We start from the raw sequence: 19,067 nt of genomic DNA, 5'->3' as shown, positions 1-19,067 counted from the left end.
AAAAGGAAACGAATGTCGTTTCCCTTCTTATGCATCCAAGCCATACGCTCTTACAAGCGCACCTAAGCCACCTTGGAAACCGCTTCCTACTGCATTAAACTTCCACTGTCCATTATGACGGTATAATTCACAAAAGACAACTGCTGTTTCAATGGAGAAATCTTCCCCTAAATCAAAACGAAGAACTTCTTCGTTTGTTTCTTCATTTGCTAAACGAACGAATGCATTTGCAACCTGTCCAAAGTTTTGATTACGGCCTTCACCATCATAAATTGTAACTGTAATAGCAATTTTATGAACATCTGCTGGAACCTTTTTCAAATCTACAACAAGTTGCTCATCATCACCGTCACCTGCACCTGTACGGTTATCTCCTGTATGTAAAACTGACTCACAAGGAGACTGTAAATTATTATAGAAAATAAAATCAGTTTCCTTCGTACATTTCCCGTTCGCATCTAATAAAAAGGCAGATGCATCTAAATCGAAATCAGATCCACCATCATAAGATTTAATATCCCATCCAAGACCAATTACTGCTCTTGATAAACCTGGGCTTGTTTTAGCTAAATCAATTTTCTGTCCTTTTTGTAATTGAATAACCATGCATATTCACCTCTATATTTTAATATCAAGAAATATATCCATCAGTAAATATACATTTCACTGATGGATATATAAATCTATTACTCTACATCTAAACCAAAGTTATTACATAGAGAACCTAATCCACCTTGGAATCCACTTCCGATTGCATTGAATTTCCACTCACCTGCGTGACGGTATAATTCACTTACTACTACTGCAGTTTCAATAGAGAAATCTTCTCCTAAATCGTAACGAATTAATTCTGCATTCTTTTCTTCATCCATAATGCGTACGAAAGAGTTAGAAACTTGTCCGAAGTTTTGGCTACGGCCTTCTCCATCATAAATTGTGATTGTGAAGCAAATACGTTCGATATGTGCAGGAACATTTTTTAAGTCTATTTTAATTGTTTCATCGTCGCCTTCACCTTCACCTGTACGGTTATCTCCTAAATGCTCTACAGCACCATTCGCACCTTTGGGATTATTATAGAAAACGAAATCCTCTGCTCCTGAAACTTTACCGTTAGCACCTACTAAGAAAATACTAACATCTAAATCGAAATCGCTTTGTCCGTCATAACGATTCGTGTCCCAACCAAGTCCTACAAGAACTTTCGAAAGACCTGGATTTGTTTTTGTTAAGTCTACCTTTTGTCCTTTTTTCAATGAAATTGATGCCATATACAATTCCTCCTTGGTTTATTTTATTGGTAACGTGATACAATCTCACTTAAGTTTTTATCTTGTGTTCCTTCTCCAACTGCTGAAAACTTCCATTCGTTTCCGTCTCGATACATTTCCCCTGCAATTAAAGTCATTTTGCCAGCGTAATTATCTGACAAGTTATAACGCGCTAATTCTTCACCTGTTTGTGGGTTTTGAATACGAATATATGCATTGCGAATCATCCCAAAATCTTGACGACGATTTACACAGTCATAGATATTTACAACGAATACTAAACGATTAATACGGCTCGGAACTTTATGTAATTCTACGAAAATTGTTTCGTCATCACCAGCACCTTCACCTGTTAAATTATCTCCTGAATGAATGATACTACCACAAGTAGAAAGTTTGTTGCCAAAATAAACTAGATCATTTTTGTTTAAAAAGCGATCTCCTTCTAACATAACAACAGATGCATCACAATCTACATTCGGTTTACTTCCAAATAAAGAAGACAGAAAACCACCTGATTGCCCAATTGGATCCCAGCCCAAGCCAACCTGCAGTTTTGCTACTCTCGGTTGTCCTTTCGTTAAATCGATCTTTTGTCCTTTTTCTAAAATAATAGGCATGAAGTTTCTTCCTTTCTACAAAGCATTTTCCGAATCGGAAAATATTGTATTCTTCTCTTATATTGTAGCATTATTTATCTAGTGAGAAAAAGGATAAATTCTTAATTATATGAAAACATCCATATAATTTACTTATGATGATGTAAGAAGTGGTAAATAGAACCAATCATTCCTGCACAATTGCCGCTTTGCGCAAGTTTAATCTCACAATTACTATAAATCTCTTGATTTAAGTATGTTCCTATCTCTTCCTTCACTTCATCTAAGAAATCATCTCCTCTTTCAGTAATTCCCCCACCAATTATAATCATTTTCGGATTAAAAATATAAGCAAGGTTACTAATTCCAATCGCCAAATGTTTAAAGAAAATCTTCACGGCTTGAGTAACACCACTATCACCCTTATCATATAATTCAAAAATTGTTTTACCATCCCACTCTTCTTCACCTTTATATCTTCGTACAAGATGAATTAATCCCGAAATTGAGGCAACCTCCTCAAAAGTTTTCCCTTCTATTAACATATTTCCCCATTCTCCAGCACCAAACGAATGTCCACGGTATAACTCCCCATTTATAACAATTGCTCCACCAATCCCCGTTCCAAGTGTGAGCATAATAAAATCACTTTCTCCCCTCCCAATCCCCTTCCATTTCTCGCCAAAGGCTGCACAATTAACATCATTTTCAATAGATACAGGAACTTTTAATATTTCTTGTAATCTCTCAACAATAGGAATATCAGCATAATGCGGAATATGCTCCATACCTCCCGTTATAACTCCTTTATTAATATCAACAATTCCCGCTGTACTAATACCAATTCCGGAAATAGTATGTTCAGTCATTATTTTTTTTGATACATATATAAGCTTTTGAACAATTTGTTCCCCGCCCAAGTGAATTTCTGTTGGGACCTTTTTATGCATTAGTACTACCCCTATTTCTGAAACAATTCCATATTTAATTTGCGTACCACCAATATCAAATGCAATATATTCTTTCATCCGTTGCCACTTCCTCTACTGTTATGAGTGTAAATTCTCCATCAATCTACTATTTGTAGGGAATTTACATTAACTCTTTTCTCCCTTTAGAAATACACCACCTTTTTCTATATATAGTTTTTTTTGCATAAAACTCTTTTTCCTATGAAATATTACAAAGGGATGTGTTTTAGATGGAATAATAATTTTTTCTTCAGGAGGAAAACAATGACAAAAATATTCATTTTAGCATCTACACTTTCTTTATCCTTTTTTAGCGGCTTAAATATTGGTAATGCTGCAACGGAAAACTTCCACCCAATAACAAACGCTATTGTACAAAATAACGATAATTTAGCAGAAGGTAATTCAAAAGATAATAATAAACCTCCAGGAAACAATGGTTCTCAGGACGATAGTGGTTCTGACGGCAACGGTTCTGGCGGCAGTGGTTCTGGTGGCAACGGTTCTGACGGCAACGGTTCTGGTGGCAACGGTTCTGGCGGCAGTGGTTCTGGTGGCAACGGTTCTGGCGGCAGTGGTTCTGACGGCAGTGGTTCTGGTGGCAACGGTTCTGGCGGCAATGGTTCTGGCGGCAGTGGTTCTGACGGCAATGGTTCTGGTGGCAGTGGTTCTGGCGGCAGTGGTTCTGACGGCAATGGTTCTGGTGGCAATGGTTCTGGTGGCAACGGTTCTGGCGGTAACGGCTCTGGCGGCAATGGTTCTGGTGGCAACGGTTCTGATGACAGTGGTTCTGGTGGCAACGGTTCTGGCGGTAACGGCTCTGGCGGCAATGGTTCTGGTGGCAACGGTTCTGATGGCAGTGGTTCTGGCGGTAACGGTTCTGGTGGCAACGGTTCTGGTGGTAACGGTTCTGGTGGCAACGGTTCTGGTGGTAACGGTTCTGGCGGCAGTGGTTCTGATGGCAGTGGCTCTGGTGGTAATGGTTCTGGTGGCAGTGGCTCTGGTGGTAACGGTTCTGGTGGCAGCGGTTCTGGTGGTAATGGTTCTGGTGGCAGCGGTTCTGGTGGTAATGGTTCTGGTGGCAATGGTTCTGGTGGCAGCGGTTCTGGTGGTAATGGTTCTGGCGGCAATGGTTCTGGTGGCAACGGTTCTGGTGGCAGTGGTTCTCAGGGCGGTAACCGTGTTAAAGGCGATAGCAGTTCTCAGGGTGGCAACGGCTCTCAAGGCGGTAACCGTATTAAAGGCGATAGCAGTTCTCAGGGTGGCAACGGCTCTCAAGGCGGTAACCGTATTAAAGGCGATAGCAGTTCTCAGGGCGGCAACGGTTCTCAAGGTGGAAATGTAAAAGATAATGCGAAAAAACAAGGCGATAAGTTACCTAATACTGCAACACATTATCCTGCATCAATTTTAATGGGGATTTCGACATTCCTAATTGGTGTGTTACTATTTATTCGTCGTAAAAACGCAAAATAAAAAACAACATCCTTCCATCTAAAAAATACATGATACAAACAATAAAACGAAAAAGGACTTTGAGTTGCATTTTATCATGCAATCCAAAGTCCTTTTTATCATCTATAAGAAAGAGTATTAATACGCTTTTCCCCAATACACCATTTGCTTCGCCTTTTTACTACAGCAAATACATTCGTCAGCTAAGTGCTCTTGCTCAAAAGGCATACAGCGTGAAGATACACCAACTTCTTCTTTTAGCTTCTCTTCACAAGCTAATTCTCCGCACCACATTGCCTTAATAAACCCTTGCTTTTCATCCGCCACTTTTTTCATCTCTTCAAAATTCGTCGCACTATACGTATTCTCATCGCGAAATACCTTTGCTTTATTAAATAAAGAATGATGAATCTCCTCAAGTAATGATCGGATGCGCTCTTCTAATTGATCCATTGATATAAACTCTTTTTCTTTCGTATCTCGCCTTACAAGTACAACTTGATTCTTTTCAATATCCTTTGGACCAACTTCTAATCTAATTGGAACACCCTTCATTTCATACTCATTAAATTTCCAGCCAGGTGTTTTATTACTAGCATCTATTTTTACTCGCGCAACCTTTTGAATACGCCCTTGTAACTCTGTTGCTTTTTCTAAAACGCCTTCTTTATGCTGAGCAATAGGGACAATAACAACTTGCACTGGTGCAACTTTCGGCGGCATTACAAGTCCATTATTATCGCTATGAACCATAATAAGTCCACCTATCATTCTTGTTGATACACCCCAAGATGTTTGGTGTACATATTGCCATTTACCATTACGATCTAAAAACTTAATATCAAATGCTTCTGAGAAGTTCGTTCCAAAGTTATGAGATGTTCCTGTTTGAAGCGCTTTTCCATCATGCATTAAACTTTCAATCGTATAAGTTGCCTTCGCTCCTGCAAACTTTTCTTTTTCTGTTTTTTGCCCTTTAATTACTGGTATCGCTAAGTAATCTTCACAAAAAGAAGCATATAGATTTAAAATATTTAATGTTTCAGCTTGTGATTCTTCTGCCGTTTCATGAATCGTATGACCTTCTTGCCATAAAAATTCAGTTGTACGAAGGAATGGTCTCGTTGTCTTTTCCCAACGAACTACTGAACACCACTGATTATATAGCTTTGGCAAATCATTATATGATTGCACAATCTTTGAAAAATGCTCACAGAATAAAGTTTCAGATGTAGGGCGTATACAAAGTCTTTCCGCTAACTTTTCATCTCCCCCATGCGTAACCCATGCTACTTCAGGAGCAAACCCTTCCACATGATCTTTCTCTTTTTGCAATAAACTCTCCGGAATAAACATTGGCATATACACATTTTCATGACCAGATTCTTTTAACTTTTCATCCATCACTTTCTGCATATTTTCCCATAAGGCATAACCGTACGGACGTAGAATCATACATCCTTTTACACTTGAATAGTCCACGAGTTCCGCTTTTTTTACAATATCGGTATACCACTGCGCAAAGTCCTCTTCCATCTTTGTAATGGCTTGCACTTGTTCTTTTGCCATAGTCAGTCTTCCTCCTTTAGAAAATACAAAAAAGCCCGCGTCCCTAAATAGGGACCGAGCTTTGCCGGCGTTACCACCCTGATTCATACACAAAAATTGTATATGCTCTCTTCTTGATAACGGGAAATTCCCGCTGCATATGCAGAACTCAAAGGCAGGTTCCATATTGCCTTTTTAAGAATCTTTCAGCCTGGCGGATTCTCTCTCTGCTAAAAAGGTTGAATATGTACTAGTCCTTTTTCATCGTTATAACAAAATAAATTTGTTGATTATCATAATACAAATCCTTTTTTAAAACAATAGCTAATTTTCTCATTATTATATATTCTTTTCATTTTTTGCAGTTTTATACGTAGCTTTTTCGAGAGATTTTTACAAGTTGATGTGCAATCATACCGATAAGTGTACCTAGTAGAACGAAGAAACCAATAAATCCATATCCCATTCCTTCCCATCCACCAATAACCATCATTGTAGCGGGAAAGGATGCTAAGCAAAGAAGTATTAAACTAAGTGCAAATATAATATCGAACTGTTTGTCTGGAAACCGTTTCTTTAGTACATAAGAAATAGCAAATACGAGGATAATCGTGATTCCGCCAATGATGTAAAAGATACCAAATCCATCTAGCCAATCCATAGTATTCCCTCCTTCCATTCATTCCCTTATACTTAATTATATGTTTAATTTTTCTGAAAATAAACAATAAATTTTCGCTCAAAAATATATTTTTATTACTAGGTATTAATAGTAATATATAAGAATAGGTTTTATATAATCAGGAGGGAAACTTTATGGATAAAGCATTAACAAACCACGTCATTATTTTATCTTTCGATTGCTTATCAGCTTTAGATTTTCCTATATTACAAAAACTACCTAACTTCCAATGTTTAATAAAAAATGGCGCTGTTGTGGAAAAAGTGGAGCCAATTTATCCTTCTGTAACGTATCCAAGCCACTCAACAATCGTAACCGGTAATTATCCTAATAAGCATGGCGTTGTCAGCAATACATTATTTCAACCAGGACGTGAGTCACCAGATTGGCATTGGTATCGAAAGTCCATTAAAGGAACAACTTTATATGATGAGGCACGCAAAGCAAATTTAACGACAGCAGCCCTTCTATGGCCTGTTACTGGAAGAGCAAATATTGATTACAATTTACCAGAAATTTTTCCAAATAGACCGTGGCAAAATCAAATTTTAGTTTCATTATTTAGCGGTAGTCCGCTATATCAATTAGATTTAAATCGTCGTTTCGGCCATATACGAAATGGACTGTCACAGCCTGAACTTGATGATTTCGTCCTCGCTTCTACTGTACATACAATCCATACGAAAAAGCCAAATGTTATATTCGTACATTTTACTGATTTAGACACTCAAAGACACTATCATGGCTTTGAGTCTAAAGAAACAATGACTGCAATCCACAGACACGACGAACGCCTTGGAAAAATTATTGATGCATTAAAAGAAAGCGGGATATACGAAGAAAGTACAATTATTGCACTTGGCGATCATAGCGCTTTAAGTGAAAACAAAGCCGTTCAATTAAATGTACTATTTCATGAAAAAGGGCTTATATCTATAAATTCAAAAGGAAAATTAGTAGATTGGAAGGCCTATTGCCAAAGTTGCGACGGGTCTGCCTATGTATATGTGAGAGACAAAAACGATACGGATACAATTCGAGAAGTACAACTACTCCTTGAAGACCTGCTTCAAAATAAACAAAACGGAATTGAATTTATACTTCATGATGAAGATGCGAAGGAATGCGGTGCAGACGGTAATTGTTTATTTATGTTAGAAGCACAAGAAGGGTATTATTTCACTGAAAACTATACAGGAGATTTTATAAAAGAAATTACTGCAAAAGATGTTACGCCTAGTAAAAAATATACATTTGGAACCCATGGTTACTCACCAACAAAACCTAACTATGAAACAATTTTTATGGCTGCTGGGAAAGGTATTCAAAGCGGCGTTACAATTCCGTATATGAGACTGATTGATGAAGGTCCGACTATCGCTAGGTTACTCGGTTTGCACTTAGGTGAAACAGACGGCGCAATTGTAGAGGATTTACTTCAATTGTAAAGAACTGTGTATATATGTAAAAGTTATGTAAAAATCATCACTGTTTCTCTTTTTATAATTTTTATTTTTGTACACTGTTAGTAGAACAAATTTAAGGGGGAACATTATATGAAAAAAATGTCCAGACAAGAAAAAAGCTGGATATTATACGATTGGGCGAACTCGGTATATTCGCTCGTCATTACAACTGCATTATTTCCAATTTACTTTAAAGCAGCTGCAAAAGAAGCTGGACTATCTGGTGCAACTTCAACAGCCTATTGGGGATATGCAAACTCGTTCGCTACACTTTTAATTTCTATACTCGCTCCCATTCTCGGCACAGTTGCTGATTATAAGGGATTTAAAAAACGATTTTTCACATTCTTCTTTGGACTCGGTATCGTATTTACAAGTATGCTAGCAATTGTTCCAACATCTCAGTGGTACTTATTACTAGGATGCTATATGCTCGCATTAGTCGGCTTTGCTGGAGCAAATATTTTTTATGATGCATTTTTAGTAGATGTTACCTCTGGAGATAGAATGGACCGAATTTCTACGCGAGGTTTTGCATTAGGTTACATTGGGAGCACAATTCCTTTTATCGGTTGTATTGCTCTTATCATTCTTGCTCAAAAAGGAACTATCCCCTTATCAGTCGGAATTGCTAGTCAAATTTCCTTTGCAATAACAGCTCTTTGGTGGGGACTATTTACGATACCAATGCTAAAAAATGTAGAGCAAACACACTATATTGAACGTCATCCAAGACCAATTGCAATGAGTTTCAAGCGCCTTGCTAATACTTTTAAAAATATTAAAGAATATAAAACTGTATTTATGTTCCTAATAGCTTACTTTTTCTACATTGATGGGGTCGATACAATTATCACTATGTCTACCGCTTACGGAACAGATCTCGGTATTAGTGCAACTAACCTATTAATCATCTTATTTGTAACACAAATTGTCGCTTGTCCATTCGCTTTATTATATGGAAAACTATCGGAAACATTTACCGGTAAAAAAATGCTATATGTCGGTATTATTATTTATATCATTATCTGCACATATGCTTATTTCTTAAAAACGACACTTGATTTCTGGATTTTAGCAATGTTAGTTGCCACTTCTCAAGGCGGTATTCAAGCACTTAGCCGTTCATATTTCGCAAAACTAGTACCGAAAGAATCTGCAAATGAATTCTTTGGATTTTATAATATCTTTGGTAAATTCGCAGCAATTATGGGTCCGGTATTAGTAGGTGTCACAACACAATTAACAGGAAAAACAAACGCTGGTGTACTTAGTATTATTGTTCTGTTTATTATCGGTGGATTCCTATTAACTAGAGTTCCTGAAAATGATACATCTATTACACCACCTACCCCTAAAACTAAAACGATATAAGAAAAAGATCCTCTTCATATGAGAAGGGGATCTTTTCTTTACTTTTATCGATAACGCCCCACAATTAAAGACGCTACATCTTATACAAAAATAGTTTATCAACAGTTGTTCCTAATACTTCCGCTAAACGGAATGCTAGCGCTAAACTTGGATCATATTTATTATTCTCAATTGCATTTATCGTCTGTCTTGAAACTTTACACTTATCAGCTAATGCACCTTGTGAAATATTATTTTCAGTGCGTAATTCATAAATTTGATTTTTCACATCTTTTCTCCTAACATGTAAAATCGTTTTTACAACATTAGTATATAATCGGTACATTTCATTGTCAAAAGACTACCACAAGAAAAGGGAGCCATTCTGCTCCCTTACAATGGTTATTTCGAGGCTAACGAATTTGTTAGTTCCTCTTTATTAGCGACATCATCTTTATTTATTTGCATGCGTAGAATTGGGCCTATTGCCAATAAAATAAGTGACGTCGCTATACAAAATACAATAACTAGTGAAGTCATTTCCTTCAATCCTCCAGCTAGCGATGTTCCGATTAACATAGCACCCATAAATAATGGTAAAATTGTTCCATTTACTCTTCCAATCATGTTTTCTGGTACAAGTTGAATCATAAGCGTACCGACAACGATATTAACACAAGCTAAACAAATACCTGTTCCAAATCTCATGAAACTAGTAATCCAAAACGATGTAGATAGCCCTTCTACTAAAAATGACATCGCTAATATGCTCATACCGAATACAAACATCTTTTTCGGATTCACTTTTGAAGCGAAAACTACAGCAACAATACCACCGATCAACATACCGATTCCATCAGCTGCGGCTAAATATTGAACTGCTTCTTTTTCCATTCCAAGCCGTTCTATTACAAGAAACACCTCTAATGGATTCGTTAGTCCAACAGCTAAGCCCATAATGGTGAAAGTGATCGTAATCATACGTAAATTTTTCGTATGAAGAACGTATTTCCAACCCTCTTTTATATCATTTTTTAATGAATCCCTCGTCACTTGCTCTTGTTCAACCCATTTTGGTAAAAATGAAAGAGCGATAGCAGATAACAAAAATAAAATGATTAAGCTATATAGTGACGTAAATAAACCAAGTTGTGTATACACAAGCGATCCTACCACCGGTCCAAAAATCATAAATAATGACTGTAATGTTTGGTTAAATGCAATCGCATTTGCTACCTGTTCTTCCTTTACATAGCGCTTAAATATACGCGAAGATGATGGCTGAGAAAACTGACCTACAATCGCGGAAATGAGTGTTGCAAAAAATATAGCCTGCCAATAATCCAGCTTTAACAACAAGACAATTCCTATAATAGACAGTACACTTAACACATCCCCAGCAACCATTGTTCTTTTCGGATTCCAGCGATCAGCTAGCGCACCACCGATAAACGAGAAAATAAAGATAGGTGCATATTCCATAACTGATAATAAAGAAACAGAAACCGGATCATTATTCGTTCGCTCCATTATGAAATATAAAAGAGCCATATTTCTGATCCAAATTGCAAATTGTTGTAAAATATCAGATGCCATAACGAGCATAAATGCTCGGTTTTTAAATAAAGCGTTCATTTTCATTCCTCCTTTATAAACCGACCGTTCGGTCTAATTTATTCTGTAAGAAAAGCAGCTGACTTATTATTCAGCTGCCATTCCTTTTAACAATACATCTATTGCCTTCTTATAAATACGTTTCAGCTCTTTATGATCTAACTCGTAGTAAAGTACTCCAAGCCCTGATAATAATCCATTCACAATATACATAAGGTCGCGCGTATTATCTTCACGAAACTCTCCAGACCGTACGCCTGCTTCAATTAGTTCCTCAAACATAACATATGATTCTCTAGTTAAAGCTAACAGTTCATCCAGAATCTCTTTACTTACAACTTGGCTCATAGAGAATTCCTCTATTGCATTTGAAATTGGTTGCTGTATGTCCTCTACATAATATTCCGCGAGACCATATAGTTTTTCAGTACTAGTACTATACAACTTCTCTTTTTCATTCCATTTTTCAAGCCAATCATACGTATGCTGTTTTACTACAAATAAAAATAATTCTTCTTTACTTTTAAAGTGATAATAAATGCTTCCTTTACTTCGCTCTGTAATTTCACAAATCTCTTCCATAGATGTGGCTGCATAGCCCTTCTGTGAAAACAGACTTTCTGCTTTATATGCAATTTCTTTCTTTATCTCTTCTGCGCTTCTTCTCATATTCACACCTCTTTAAACCGACCGTTCAGTCTAATAATAACAAATAAAAAACCTCTATCGCAAGAGGCTATATTCCTTATTTAAGAAAACGTACGTTCAAACCATGTTCGAATCATATGTATTATTCCAATTTTAAATCCTAATTTAACAAGAAATACGCCTCCCGCAGCTAATAAAAATAACACTACTTTCCCCTTATTTTTCACTTTCGGCTCCCTTTTCATTTCCATTCCCCTTAGTATGTTAAAAGTATTTAAACAAACGTTTGTTTAACTGTTTTTATGCATATGTAAGCCAACTAATCAAACGTTTGTTTAAAAAGAAATACGCCCCCTATAGGGCGTATTCTCATCAATCACCGCTACCTCCACCACCGCAGCTACCTCCTCCACTATCTCCGCCAAAAGACCCTCCACAATCATGTGAACCTCCATCGTGCGAGCTATCATTATCAGATCCAGCAAAGAAAAATAATGGTGATGAGCTGTTAGATGAATTATGAATGTTATTTTGTTTCGTAAGATTTACCTTCTTTTTGTTTGATCGAACTGCTGTTACGATTGTTCCAACTACAACAAATAATAGTATGATAATAATAAATTCCATATAAAAGCCTCCCTTAATCCTCGAATAATTGAATGGTTCTCTCTAGATTTTCAAGTGAAATGAAGCGCGATTCACGAAGGATCTCTTTTCCATTATAAAATAATAAAACTGTTGGCCCTGTAAATACTGCATACCGCCCCGCAATCTCTTGCATGTCTTGTAGTAATATTTCTACTTTCTCTACGTAATCATAATTCTCTAATACATAGTTTACTTTTCGTAGCATAACATCACAAACGCCACAATTTTCCGTTTTAATAAATAGAAGTACCAATTGTTGTTTCTCAATATATATTGCTAATTCTTCTATCGTTTCAAATTTATTCATCTTATCCCTCTTAACGTAATTTACGAAATACTTTATCCTGATACATACGAAATGCTGAACTATCTTTAATCTTTCTCTTTTCCATTACCTGCTGAAAACGTAGTGTTTTTGCTGTTAACTCTTCTTGTAATTTTTTTCTCTCTGCTTCATCATAACAACAAGCGATTAAATCCTCTATTTTCAATATATCTTTTTGCAATTCCATTTCTGGTGGAATCATGCCTGCATTTTTCAAGATTTTATAACTCATTCTTAATTCTGGAGGTACCATTGAAAGATCTTCTAATTGTAGTGGTTTTCCTTGTCCCGGAATATTATCAAGATCACCATTCCGTATCGCTTGACGAATTTTTTCCTCAGCAATGTTCAAAAACACATCCACACTATCCCCTCCCTTACATATTTTTACTATTATTTTACATGAAATTTCATCATCCTGCTACGTCATTCAAAATTGACTCCATAAATTCACCAAAAGTTCTTTCAAAAGATATATAGAATTAATAATGTATAAAAAGACGGTAATATTCCTTCTTATAAAGTGAAACTTTAATCAGTGGGGGGTTCATCCCCCCCACTGATTATTAGCCCTCACCAATCGGGCGTTTACTGCCCACAAATAGCGGGATAAATGGATGAAGACAGCACAGAAACCCCAGCTAAACCTTTAATTTTGCAAAAAAATCGAAAGTTTTAATTATAATAACCTATTATAATTATATTCAGTTTATAACATGAAATTTGTGTGAAGTTCATCTGAATTTTACATGAATTCCCTTTAAGTTCTATTGTCTTCCCATACTACTCACATTATCCTTTACATATAGGAATTATTTTCATTCCATTTCAAACCATCTATATATACAAAGAAAAATAGTAGCCTATTAGGGAAAGGCATTAGCTCATAAAAGCTAATGCCTTTTCTTTATGATTATTGTTAAACGTTCCATTCTTCGATATTCCATATTTTCGTTATCCACGCTTCGTAGAAAGATGGCTCATGTGAAACAATTAAAACCGTACCTTTATATTGTTTTAACGCTTCCTGTAAAGCCCTCTTAGTCTCTGTATCCAAATGGTTAGTTGGTTCATCTAAAATTAAAACATTGCTTTTAGTTACAATAAGTTCGCATAATCGTACTTTTGTTTGTTCTCCTCCACTTAATAATTGAATAGGTTTTAATACATGTTCTTCTTTTAATCCGCACTTTGCTAATACTTGTCGGATTTCTTTTCTTGTCATGTCTGGCCTTCCTGCCCATACTCTCTCTAGTGCAGTTATTTCTGTGGAAAATTCCTCTTGTGCAAAATAAGCGGGTTTTACTTGTTCCCCAATAGAAACTGAACCGCCTAACGGTTTTATTTGTCCTAGTAATGTTTTTAGCATTGTTGTTTTTCCAATCCCATTATGACCAATAATCGCAATCTTTTCCCCTTTTTTCACTTGAAGATCCAATTCTGGAAACAACGGTTCACCATAACCAATTTTCAGTTTCTCTACCTGTAATATACGACTCACTGGCTCAGTATAAACATTAAAGTCAAAACGAGCGCGAGGTACATCGTTAACCTTTTCAACCTTTTGCATTTTCTCTAATACTTTTTCACGACTTTTTGCTTGTTTCGCTTTACGGATTTTATTTTTTTGAATAAAGCTCTCTAAATGTGCAATTTCCTTTTGCTGTTTCGTATATGCTGCTTGTAATTGTTTCTTTTGCAGTTCATAATTACGCACAAAACTATTATAATCACCTACATAGCGCTTAATTGTGCGCTCATCTAGATGATAAATAACTTTCGTAATATTGTTCAAAAATACTTCATCGTGCGAAATGATAATATAAGCTTTTTCATACATTTGTAAATATGATTGCAACCATTCTATATGAGCTGTGTCTAAATAGTTAGTTGGCTCATCTAATAATAAAACATCAGCTTTTTCTAAAAGGAGTTTACCAAGTAATAACTTTGTCCGTTGACCACCGCTTAACGTTGAAACATCCTTTTCCATTCCTACTTCAAACAAACCTAAGCCAGTTGCTACTTCTTCAATTTCTGTATGAATTTGATAAAAATTAGAATTCTCCAATATAGTTTGTAACTCTCCATACCTTACTAACAATTTCCCTACTTCTCCTGCTCCAACCATCTCTTCTGTAAGTTTTAACATTTCACGTTCAAACTCATACAGATTAGAAAACGCACTTTGCAAGTATTCTTCAATTGTTATACCTTCTTGCAAATCTATATGTTGTTGTAAAAAGCCAATCTTAACATGGGGAAACCATTCAATTTTCCCATCATCATGTATAAGTTCTCCTGTTAACAAGCGTAATAATGTTGATTTTCCAATTCCATTTTTCCCTACTAGCCCAACATGTTCACCCTTTAATAATCGAAAGCACGTATTATATAAAATGGTTTTCTCACCATATGAATGACTTACATTTTCTACTGTTAATATACTCATTTTTTCTCTCTCCTTTTCTTATGATCCATAAGCTAAATAGAGAGAACAACAGTATAAAGCCTTATTTAGTTATACATATAAAAAATGGGTAAGGTGAATACACCTTACCCATTACATATTATCGTAAGAAAGGATTAAGGTTCTTTACCTGCTGTCTTCAATTTAGCTTATTTGTTAAAAATGGGCAGACTTCTCCCATATCAAGCTAAAACCATTTGAAGAACAGTTGATAAAGTCATTTTATCCTTTCACTCCTTTAACATTTGTTATATTAAGAGTATAAACTACTCTGTTATATTCTATTCTCTATTTTTTCTTTTGTTCCTTCTCCGTTTTCTCATTTTCTGCGTAAATTTCTTTATACATCTTTTCTAATGCATATGGATTTGTAAAAATGAGCGTTAACGATTTCCACATATAAATTCTTCTTTGTAATTCTATCCCATACTCTTTACTAACCATATTTTTCACTTCTGAAATATGCTCTTCGTTTTGAAATTGTTGTACAGATTTCAATTCCTTCGTCTTAAAATCCGTTAAAAAGCCTATTACAGTTCGTCCATGTTCCTGTGATCTTTCTTCTAAATCAAACTGAATTGAATGCACAAAACCTAAAACGTGAAAGATTTGAGCATGTAATCCGACAGCAGCACGCTGTTCCATTAAGTTGTAGCACTCTCGCTTTAATACTTCTACCATTTCTAAAGAATTTCTATTAACTGTCATTTTGCCGACAAACATAATTTTTACAATATGAGCGACTGCCCCCATACTTTTTAATACACTCTCTAAAATTTCTACTGCGTCTTCTACATATCCATTTGAAATTATAGAATGAATAAATTCATCTAATACCGCTTGAAACTTTTTAACTAAATGTAAATCACGTAATTCTGGAACATCTTCTCTCAATTGATCTCGACCTTGAACCCACTTTAAAATTTTTGTCATTTCTTCTTCTTTTAATTCATGATGTTCCATACCATATTTCATTAATAATATATGATTTTTTAATAAAGCTTTTCCTTCTTCAAGATTATCTGCAGTTAATGAATCCACTATTTTCTCGATAGATGTCATCTTTCTCCCCCTATATAAAAAAGCCTCTTAACAGTAATTATACCAAAAACTGTTAAAAGGCTTTTTCTATTTTTTCATGTAAGGAGCTAATACTCTTAAAATTTCTTCCTTATCCTTCTTTAACTCAAGTGATGTTAACATATCCATCGTTCGTGGCCTAAGTAATTTCACTTGTACCTCTCCAACAATTGATGCTGGTCTTTGAGATAAAATAAATATGCGATCAGAAAGTAAAATTGCCTCATCTAAGTCATGTGTAACCATAACAATTGTCTGCTTTTCTTGATGCCAAGAATTTAAAAGCCAACTGTGTACTTCCATTTTTGTAAATGCATCTAATTTTCCAAAAGGCTCATCCAGCAGCATAATTGGCTTTTCACATAAATATGTGCGAAGGAAACTAATTCTTTGACGCATGCCACCTGATAACTCATCTGGATAATGATCCGCATATTCATCTAGCTCAAACTGCTTTAATGCTTCCATTCCTTCTGCTAGCCTTTGCTTTTTAGGCTTCCCTTCGATTTCCAATGGAAGTACTATATTTTGCAAAGCCGATCGCCACGGTAGTAATAAATCTTGTTGCGGCATATAACTTACAACATCTTGTTTTTTCACATGTTCCTCGTTATAAAATACCTCTCCACTCGTTGGCTCTTCAACACTCGCGATCATATTTAACAAAGTGCTTTTTCCACAACCACTTGGACCTACAAAAGAGACGAATTCCCCCTCCTGTATAGAAGCACTAATCTTTGCTAATACATTCTTTCCATCGAAAGCTTTTACAATATCTTTTATTTGTAATCCACTCATTTTTCACTTGGAAGGAATTCATTTGTAAAGGCATCTTTTACATCGATTTTCTTTTTAATAACTTTGTTGTCATATAAGAAATTCATGTAATTCGTCCAAACTTCTTCCTTCTGTACTCCCCACGCTTTTGCATCATCTTGATACTTTGTACTTAACCACTTTTGACTTTCTTGCACTAATTCTTTATTCACATCTGGAACAGCTTTAATTAAAATATCCGCAGCTTCTTTCGGTTCTTTAATTGCAAAATCATAACCTTCTGTCGTTGCAGTCATAAACTTTTTCACAAAGTCTTTATCTTGCTTTGTATGTTTTTCACTTGTAATAATAACAGGACTATAGAAATCAAGCGCTGGATCTAAGTCTTTCACCATAATCGTATTTAACTCTTTTCCTTGACGCTTCGCTTCAATTCCATCCCATCCGTAATAAATCCATTCGAAATCTGCATCACGACCGATCGATTTGAAGAAGTCTGTTTGTCCAAGAATAATTTTTTCGACTTTATTAAAATCAGCTTGATGTTTCTCCATAATCGTTTTTAACGTCGCTTCTTCTGCCGGTCCTCCCCAGCCGCCATAACGTTTACCTTCAAAATCCTTCGGTAACGTCATATTATCTTTTTTTAGCGATGCAAAAGCAGAGGTATTATGCTGAATAATTGCACCAACAGAAACAACTGGGATTCCTTCAACACGAGCTAATGTTACATTTTCTTGTGCACTTATCGCAAAGTCTGCTTTCCCAGAAGCAATCATCTGCTCTGCCGTCACATTATCACCAGGCTGGATAATTTCTACATCAAGCCCTTGCTTTTTGTAATAATCTTTCGTTTGCGCTACATATAAGCCAGTATGATTCGTATTTGGAAACCAATCTAAAACGACTTTTACTTTTTTATCTTTACTTGAACTTTCTTCTTTCTTCGCCGGATTACATCCTGCAACACCAACTGCTAATAATGCAGCTAATATAATTTTTAAACCTTTTTTCATTTTCTGCCGCCCTTTCTGTATATCCATGGTGCTGTTATTCTTGCCATAAATTCAACAATAAAGTACAGGCATAATGTCACCATGACGATAATCGCTGCAACACCAAATACTCGAGCCGTTAAAAAGGATTTTGTTGCTCTTGTAAGCATAACCCCTAATCCTTCACTGGCACCAAGCCATTCCCCAATAATCGCTCCCATCACACTATATGTAACAGCTATTTTTAAACCTGAGAAAAAGTACGGGAGCACTGCTGGAAATTTTACTTTCTGATAAATTTGCCACTTTGTCGCCTTCATCGTTTGTAACAACTTCAGCATATTTTTATCTACCGTTTGGAAACCTTCTAAAATGCTAAGCGCAATTGGGAAGAAACAAACAAGAATAACAACCATTACTTTTGGCAACATTCCATACCCAAACCAAATAATAAATAATGGAGCGAGCACAACGATGGGAATTGTTTGCGAAATAACAAGCAACGGATTCATTAAAATCCGAAATAAAGGGATAACATCCATAATGATAGCAATACTTGTCCCAAGTATAATTGCAAAAAACAACCCAATTATTACTTCCTGTAACGTTTGCACTGTATTCGGTAATAGTAAATCTTTCATTCCAATTAACTCTTGCACAATTGCAGACGGCTTCGGTAAAATCCACGGCTCAATTTTAAATAATGAAACAGATCCTTCCCATATAGCAATGAGAAGGATAAGCCAAATTGTTGTAATTATTTTAGATCGCTTCTGGTTTTGCATATTCATCACGGTACTTCCAAACTTTTTCGTCAATCGTTACGCCCGTACTTGGACGATAGTGAATTTTAATAGAAGTGATTACTTCTTCTGCTCCAGCATCGACGCAAGCTTGTTGCGCGCGTTTAATGACGTTAAGAAGTACATCTAATTCTCCTTCCAGCGTTGTTTCCATTGCTCCTACTTCATAACGAACTCCCGACTGTTGTACAACTTCAATTGCTTTATCAACAACGGAATACACATCTTTGTTCTTCGCTTGTGGTACTACTGAAAATGAAATTGTAACTTGTTGTGACATAATAAAATCCCCCTTACAAAATATGTTTTCAAAAAAAGAAAAGGCTTTCCTATCATGTAGGAAAGCCTTGTATACAAGTTAT

At 35.9% G+C, this 19,067-nt stretch carries 22 protein-coding genes and 1 other annotated feature; of the genes, 3 read left to right on the top strand and 19 right to left on the bottom strand.

Going from position 1 to position 19,067, the window contains the following annotated elements:
* Positions 1–27: 27 nt before the first annotated feature.
* The 4 genes from Q3V31_RS24075 to Q3V31_RS24060 all read right to left on the bottom strand — a co-directional run bounded on the left by Q3V31_RS24075 (position 28) and on the right by Q3V31_RS24060 (position 2,898).
* Positions 28–606, bottom strand: a complete 579-nt coding sequence (locus Q3V31_RS24075) for a TerD family protein (RefSeq protein ID WP_000236636.1) — start codon at positions 604–606, stop codon at positions 28–30.
* 80 nt (positions 607–686) lie between these two features.
* Entirely contained in the window at positions 687–1,271 is a 585-nt protein-coding gene (locus Q3V31_RS24070; protein ID WP_000146733.1) for a TerD family protein, read from the bottom strand.
* A gap of 23 nt (positions 1,272–1,294) precedes the next feature.
* On the bottom strand, positions 1,295–1,891 hold the full coding sequence (locus tag Q3V31_RS24065) for a TerD family protein (protein ID WP_001121596.1): 597 nt from the start codon (positions 1,889–1,891) through the stop codon (positions 1,295–1,297).
* A gap of 128 nt (positions 1,892–2,019) precedes the next feature.
* Positions 2,020–2,898: an ROK family protein gene (locus Q3V31_RS24060; protein ID WP_329767392.1), complete on the bottom strand. Its 879-nt coding sequence runs from the start codon at positions 2,896–2,898 to the stop codon at positions 2,020–2,022.
* A 207-nt stretch (positions 2,899–3,105) separates the two neighbouring features.
* On the opposite strand from Q3V31_RS24060, the gene Q3V31_RS24055 reads away from it, so the two are divergent.
* Positions 3,106–4,317, top strand: a complete 1,212-nt coding sequence (locus Q3V31_RS24055) for a cell wall anchor protein (protein ID WP_329767391.1) — start codon at positions 3,106–3,108, stop codon at positions 4,315–4,317.
* A 117-nt stretch (positions 4,318–4,434) separates the two neighbouring features.
* Here Q3V31_RS24055 and proS read toward each other — a convergent pair whose 3' ends face one another.
* Together proS and Q3V31_RS24045 are read right to left on the bottom strand one after the other, a co-directional pair.
* Positions 4,435–5,865, bottom strand: coding sequence for a proline--tRNA ligase (gene proS, locus Q3V31_RS24050; protein ID WP_001040967.1), 1,431 nt, complete (start codon positions 5,863–5,865; stop codon positions 4,435–4,437).
* Positions 5,866–5,911: 46 nt separating this feature from the next.
* Positions 5,912–6,118 (bottom strand) — a binding site (T-box leader).
* Positions 6,119–6,211: 93 nt separating this feature from the next.
* Positions 6,212–6,505, bottom strand: a complete 294-nt coding sequence (locus tag Q3V31_RS24045; RefSeq protein ID WP_000383857.1) for a YesK-like family protein — start codon at positions 6,503–6,505, stop codon at positions 6,212–6,214.
* 155 nt (positions 6,506–6,660) lie between these two features.
* On the opposite strand from Q3V31_RS24045, the gene Q3V31_RS24040 reads away from it, so the two are divergent.
* The gene (locus Q3V31_RS24040) at positions 6,661–7,974 is read left to right on the top strand and encodes an alkaline phosphatase family protein (protein ID WP_329767390.1); all 1,314 of its coding nucleotides are present in this window, start codon (positions 6,661–6,663) and stop codon (positions 7,972–7,974) included.
* A gap of 108 nt (positions 7,975–8,082) precedes the next feature.
* Entirely contained in the window at positions 8,083–9,366 is a 1,284-nt protein-coding gene (locus Q3V31_RS24035) for an MFS transporter (RefSeq protein ID WP_000738807.1), read from the top strand.
* Positions 9,367–9,439: 73 nt separating this feature from the next.
* Here Q3V31_RS24035 and Q3V31_RS24030 read toward each other — a convergent pair whose 3' ends face one another.
* From Q3V31_RS24030 to Q3V31_RS23970, 13 genes are all read right to left on the bottom strand, one after another.
* Positions 9,440–9,691, bottom strand: a complete 252-nt coding sequence (locus Q3V31_RS24030) for a helix-turn-helix transcriptional regulator (protein ID WP_002078892.1) — start codon at positions 9,689–9,691, stop codon at positions 9,440–9,442.
* Between the two features lie 56 nt (positions 9,692–9,747).
* The gene (locus Q3V31_RS24025; protein WP_000992564.1) at positions 9,748–10,980 is read right to left on the bottom strand and encodes an MFS transporter; all 1,233 of its coding nucleotides are present in this window, start codon (positions 10,978–10,980) and stop codon (positions 9,748–9,750) included.
* Positions 10,981–11,046: 66 nt separating this feature from the next.
* Entirely contained in the window at positions 11,047–11,628 is a 582-nt protein-coding gene (locus Q3V31_RS24020) for a TetR/AcrR family transcriptional regulator (protein ID WP_001254441.1), read from the bottom strand.
* Positions 11,629–11,708: 80 nt separating this feature from the next.
* A complete protein-coding gene (locus Q3V31_RS24015; RefSeq protein ID WP_000817983.1) occupies positions 11,709–11,852 on the bottom strand; it encodes a hypothetical protein in 144 nt (47 codons plus the stop codon).
* Between the two features lie 127 nt (positions 11,853–11,979).
* The gene (locus Q3V31_RS24010) at positions 11,980–12,234 is read right to left on the bottom strand and encodes a hypothetical protein (protein WP_000394358.1); all 255 of its coding nucleotides are present in this window, start codon (positions 12,232–12,234) and stop codon (positions 11,980–11,982) included.
* A 13-nt stretch (positions 12,235–12,247) separates the two neighbouring features.
* Positions 12,248–12,562, bottom strand: coding sequence for a thioredoxin family protein (locus Q3V31_RS24005; RefSeq protein WP_001031763.1), 315 nt, complete (start codon positions 12,560–12,562; stop codon positions 12,248–12,250).
* Between the two features lie 10 nt (positions 12,563–12,572).
* Positions 12,573–12,944 (bottom strand): DnaJ family domain-containing protein, encoded by a 372-nt coding sequence (locus Q3V31_RS24000; protein ID WP_000382366.1) that lies wholly within the window; start codon positions 12,942–12,944, stop codon positions 12,573–12,575.
* A gap of 555 nt (positions 12,945–13,499) precedes the next feature.
* Positions 13,500–15,032, bottom strand: a complete 1,533-nt coding sequence (locus Q3V31_RS23995) for an ABC-F family ATP-binding cassette domain-containing protein (protein WP_090814099.1) — start codon at positions 15,030–15,032, stop codon at positions 13,500–13,502.
* Between the two features lie 306 nt (positions 15,033–15,338).
* Positions 15,339–16,112, bottom strand: coding sequence for a hypothetical protein (locus Q3V31_RS23990; RefSeq protein ID WP_000200610.1), 774 nt, complete (start codon positions 16,110–16,112; stop codon positions 15,339–15,341).
* Positions 16,113–16,178: 66 nt separating this feature from the next.
* Positions 16,179–16,928 (bottom strand): ABC transporter ATP-binding protein, encoded by a 750-nt coding sequence (locus Q3V31_RS23985; RefSeq protein ID WP_000016053.1) that lies wholly within the window; start codon positions 16,926–16,928, stop codon positions 16,179–16,181.
* Positions 16,925–17,923 (bottom strand): ABC transporter substrate-binding protein, encoded by a 999-nt coding sequence (locus tag Q3V31_RS23980; RefSeq protein WP_000715539.1) that lies wholly within the window; start codon positions 17,921–17,923, stop codon positions 16,925–16,927. Before Q3V31_RS23980 ends, Q3V31_RS23985 begins: the two co-directional genes overlap by 4 nt.
* A complete protein-coding gene (locus Q3V31_RS23975; protein ID WP_001057173.1) occupies positions 17,920–18,693 on the bottom strand; it encodes an ABC transporter permease in 774 nt (257 codons plus the stop codon). Before Q3V31_RS23975 ends, Q3V31_RS23980 begins: the two co-directional genes overlap by 4 nt.
* The gene (locus Q3V31_RS23970) at positions 18,665–18,985 is read right to left on the bottom strand and encodes an MTH1187 family thiamine-binding protein (protein ID WP_090814098.1); all 321 of its coding nucleotides are present in this window, start codon (positions 18,983–18,985) and stop codon (positions 18,665–18,667) included. The genes Q3V31_RS23975 and Q3V31_RS23970 overlap by 29 nt, the downstream gene beginning before the upstream one ends.
* Positions 18,986–19,067: the final 82 nt, after the last annotated feature.

Origin of the sequence: Bacillus nitratireducens, assembly GCF_036320425.1 — a bacterium.
GTDB lineage: Bacteria > Bacillota > Bacilli > Bacillales > Bacillaceae_G > Bacillus_A > Bacillus_A nitratireducens.
Note: the sequence above shows the minus strand (reverse complement) of the source record. Positions and strands in the feature narration are given on the sequence as shown.

Bases quoted from the DNA above. Each gene is read 5' to 3' on its own strand.
- Q3V31_RS24075 (WP_000236636.1), bottom strand. From the start codon at position 606: ATGGTTATTCAATTACAAAAAGGACAGAAAATTGATTTAGCTAAAACA.
- Q3V31_RS24070 (WP_000146733.1), bottom strand. From the start codon at position 1,271: ATGGCATCAATTTCATTGAAAAAAGGACAAAAGGTAGACTTAACAAAA.
- Q3V31_RS24065 (WP_001121596.1), bottom strand. From the start codon at position 1,891: ATGCCTATTATTTTAGAAAAAGGACAAAAGATCGATTTAACGAAAGGA.
- Q3V31_RS24060 (WP_329767392.1), bottom strand. From the start codon at position 2,898: ATGAAAGAATATATTGCATTTGATATTGGTGGTACGCAAATTAAATAT.
- Q3V31_RS24055 (WP_329767391.1), top strand. From the start codon at position 3,106: ATGACAAAAATATTCATTTTAGCATCTACACTTTCTTTATCCTTTTTT.
- proS (WP_001040967.1), bottom strand. From the start codon at position 5,865: ATGGCAAAAGAACAAGTGCAAGCCATTACAAAGATGGAAGAGGACTTT.
- Q3V31_RS24045 (WP_000383857.1), bottom strand. From the start codon at position 6,505: ATGGATTGGCTAGATGGATTTGGTATCTTTTACATCATTGGCGGAATC.
- Q3V31_RS24040 (WP_329767390.1), top strand. From the start codon at position 6,661: ATGGATAAAGCATTAACAAACCACGTCATTATTTTATCTTTCGATTGC.
- Q3V31_RS24035 (WP_000738807.1), top strand. From the start codon at position 8,083: ATGAAAAAAATGTCCAGACAAGAAAAAAGCTGGATATTATACGATTGG.
- Q3V31_RS24030 (WP_002078892.1), bottom strand. From the start codon at position 9,691: ATGTACCGATTATATACTAATGTTGTAAAAACGATTTTACATGTTAGG.
- Q3V31_RS24025 (WP_000992564.1), bottom strand. From the start codon at position 10,980: ATGAACGCTTTATTTAAAAACCGAGCATTTATGCTCGTTATGGCATCT.
- Q3V31_RS24020 (WP_001254441.1), bottom strand. From the start codon at position 11,628: ATGAGAAGAAGCGCAGAAGAGATAAAGAAAGAAATTGCATATAAAGCA.
- Q3V31_RS24015 (WP_000817983.1), bottom strand. From the start codon at position 11,852: ATGAAAAGGGAGCCGAAAGTGAAAAATAAGGGGAAAGTAGTGTTATTT.
- Q3V31_RS24010 (WP_000394358.1), bottom strand. From the start codon at position 12,234: ATGGAATTTATTATTATCATACTATTATTTGTTGTAGTTGGAACAATC.
- Q3V31_RS24005 (WP_001031763.1), bottom strand. From the start codon at position 12,562: ATGAATAAATTTGAAACGATAGAAGAATTAGCAATATATATTGAGAAA.
- Q3V31_RS23995 (WP_090814099.1), bottom strand. From the start codon at position 15,032: ATGAGTATATTAACAGTAGAAAATGTAAGTCATTCATATGGTGAGAAA.
- Q3V31_RS23990 (WP_000200610.1), bottom strand. From the start codon at position 16,112: ATGACATCTATCGAGAAAATAGTGGATTCATTAACTGCAGATAATCTT.
- Q3V31_RS23985 (WP_000016053.1), bottom strand. From the start codon at position 16,928: ATGAGTGGATTACAAATAAAAGATATTGTAAAAGCTTTCGATGGAAAG.
- Q3V31_RS23980 (WP_000715539.1), bottom strand. From the start codon at position 17,923: ATGAAAAAAGGTTTAAAAATTATATTAGCTGCATTATTAGCAGTTGGT.
- Q3V31_RS23975 (WP_001057173.1), bottom strand. From the start codon at position 18,693: ATGAATATGCAAAACCAGAAGCGATCTAAAATAATTACAACAATTTGG.
- Q3V31_RS23970 (WP_090814098.1), bottom strand. From the start codon at position 18,985: ATGTCACAACAAGTTACAATTTCATTTTCAGTAGTACCACAAGCGAAG.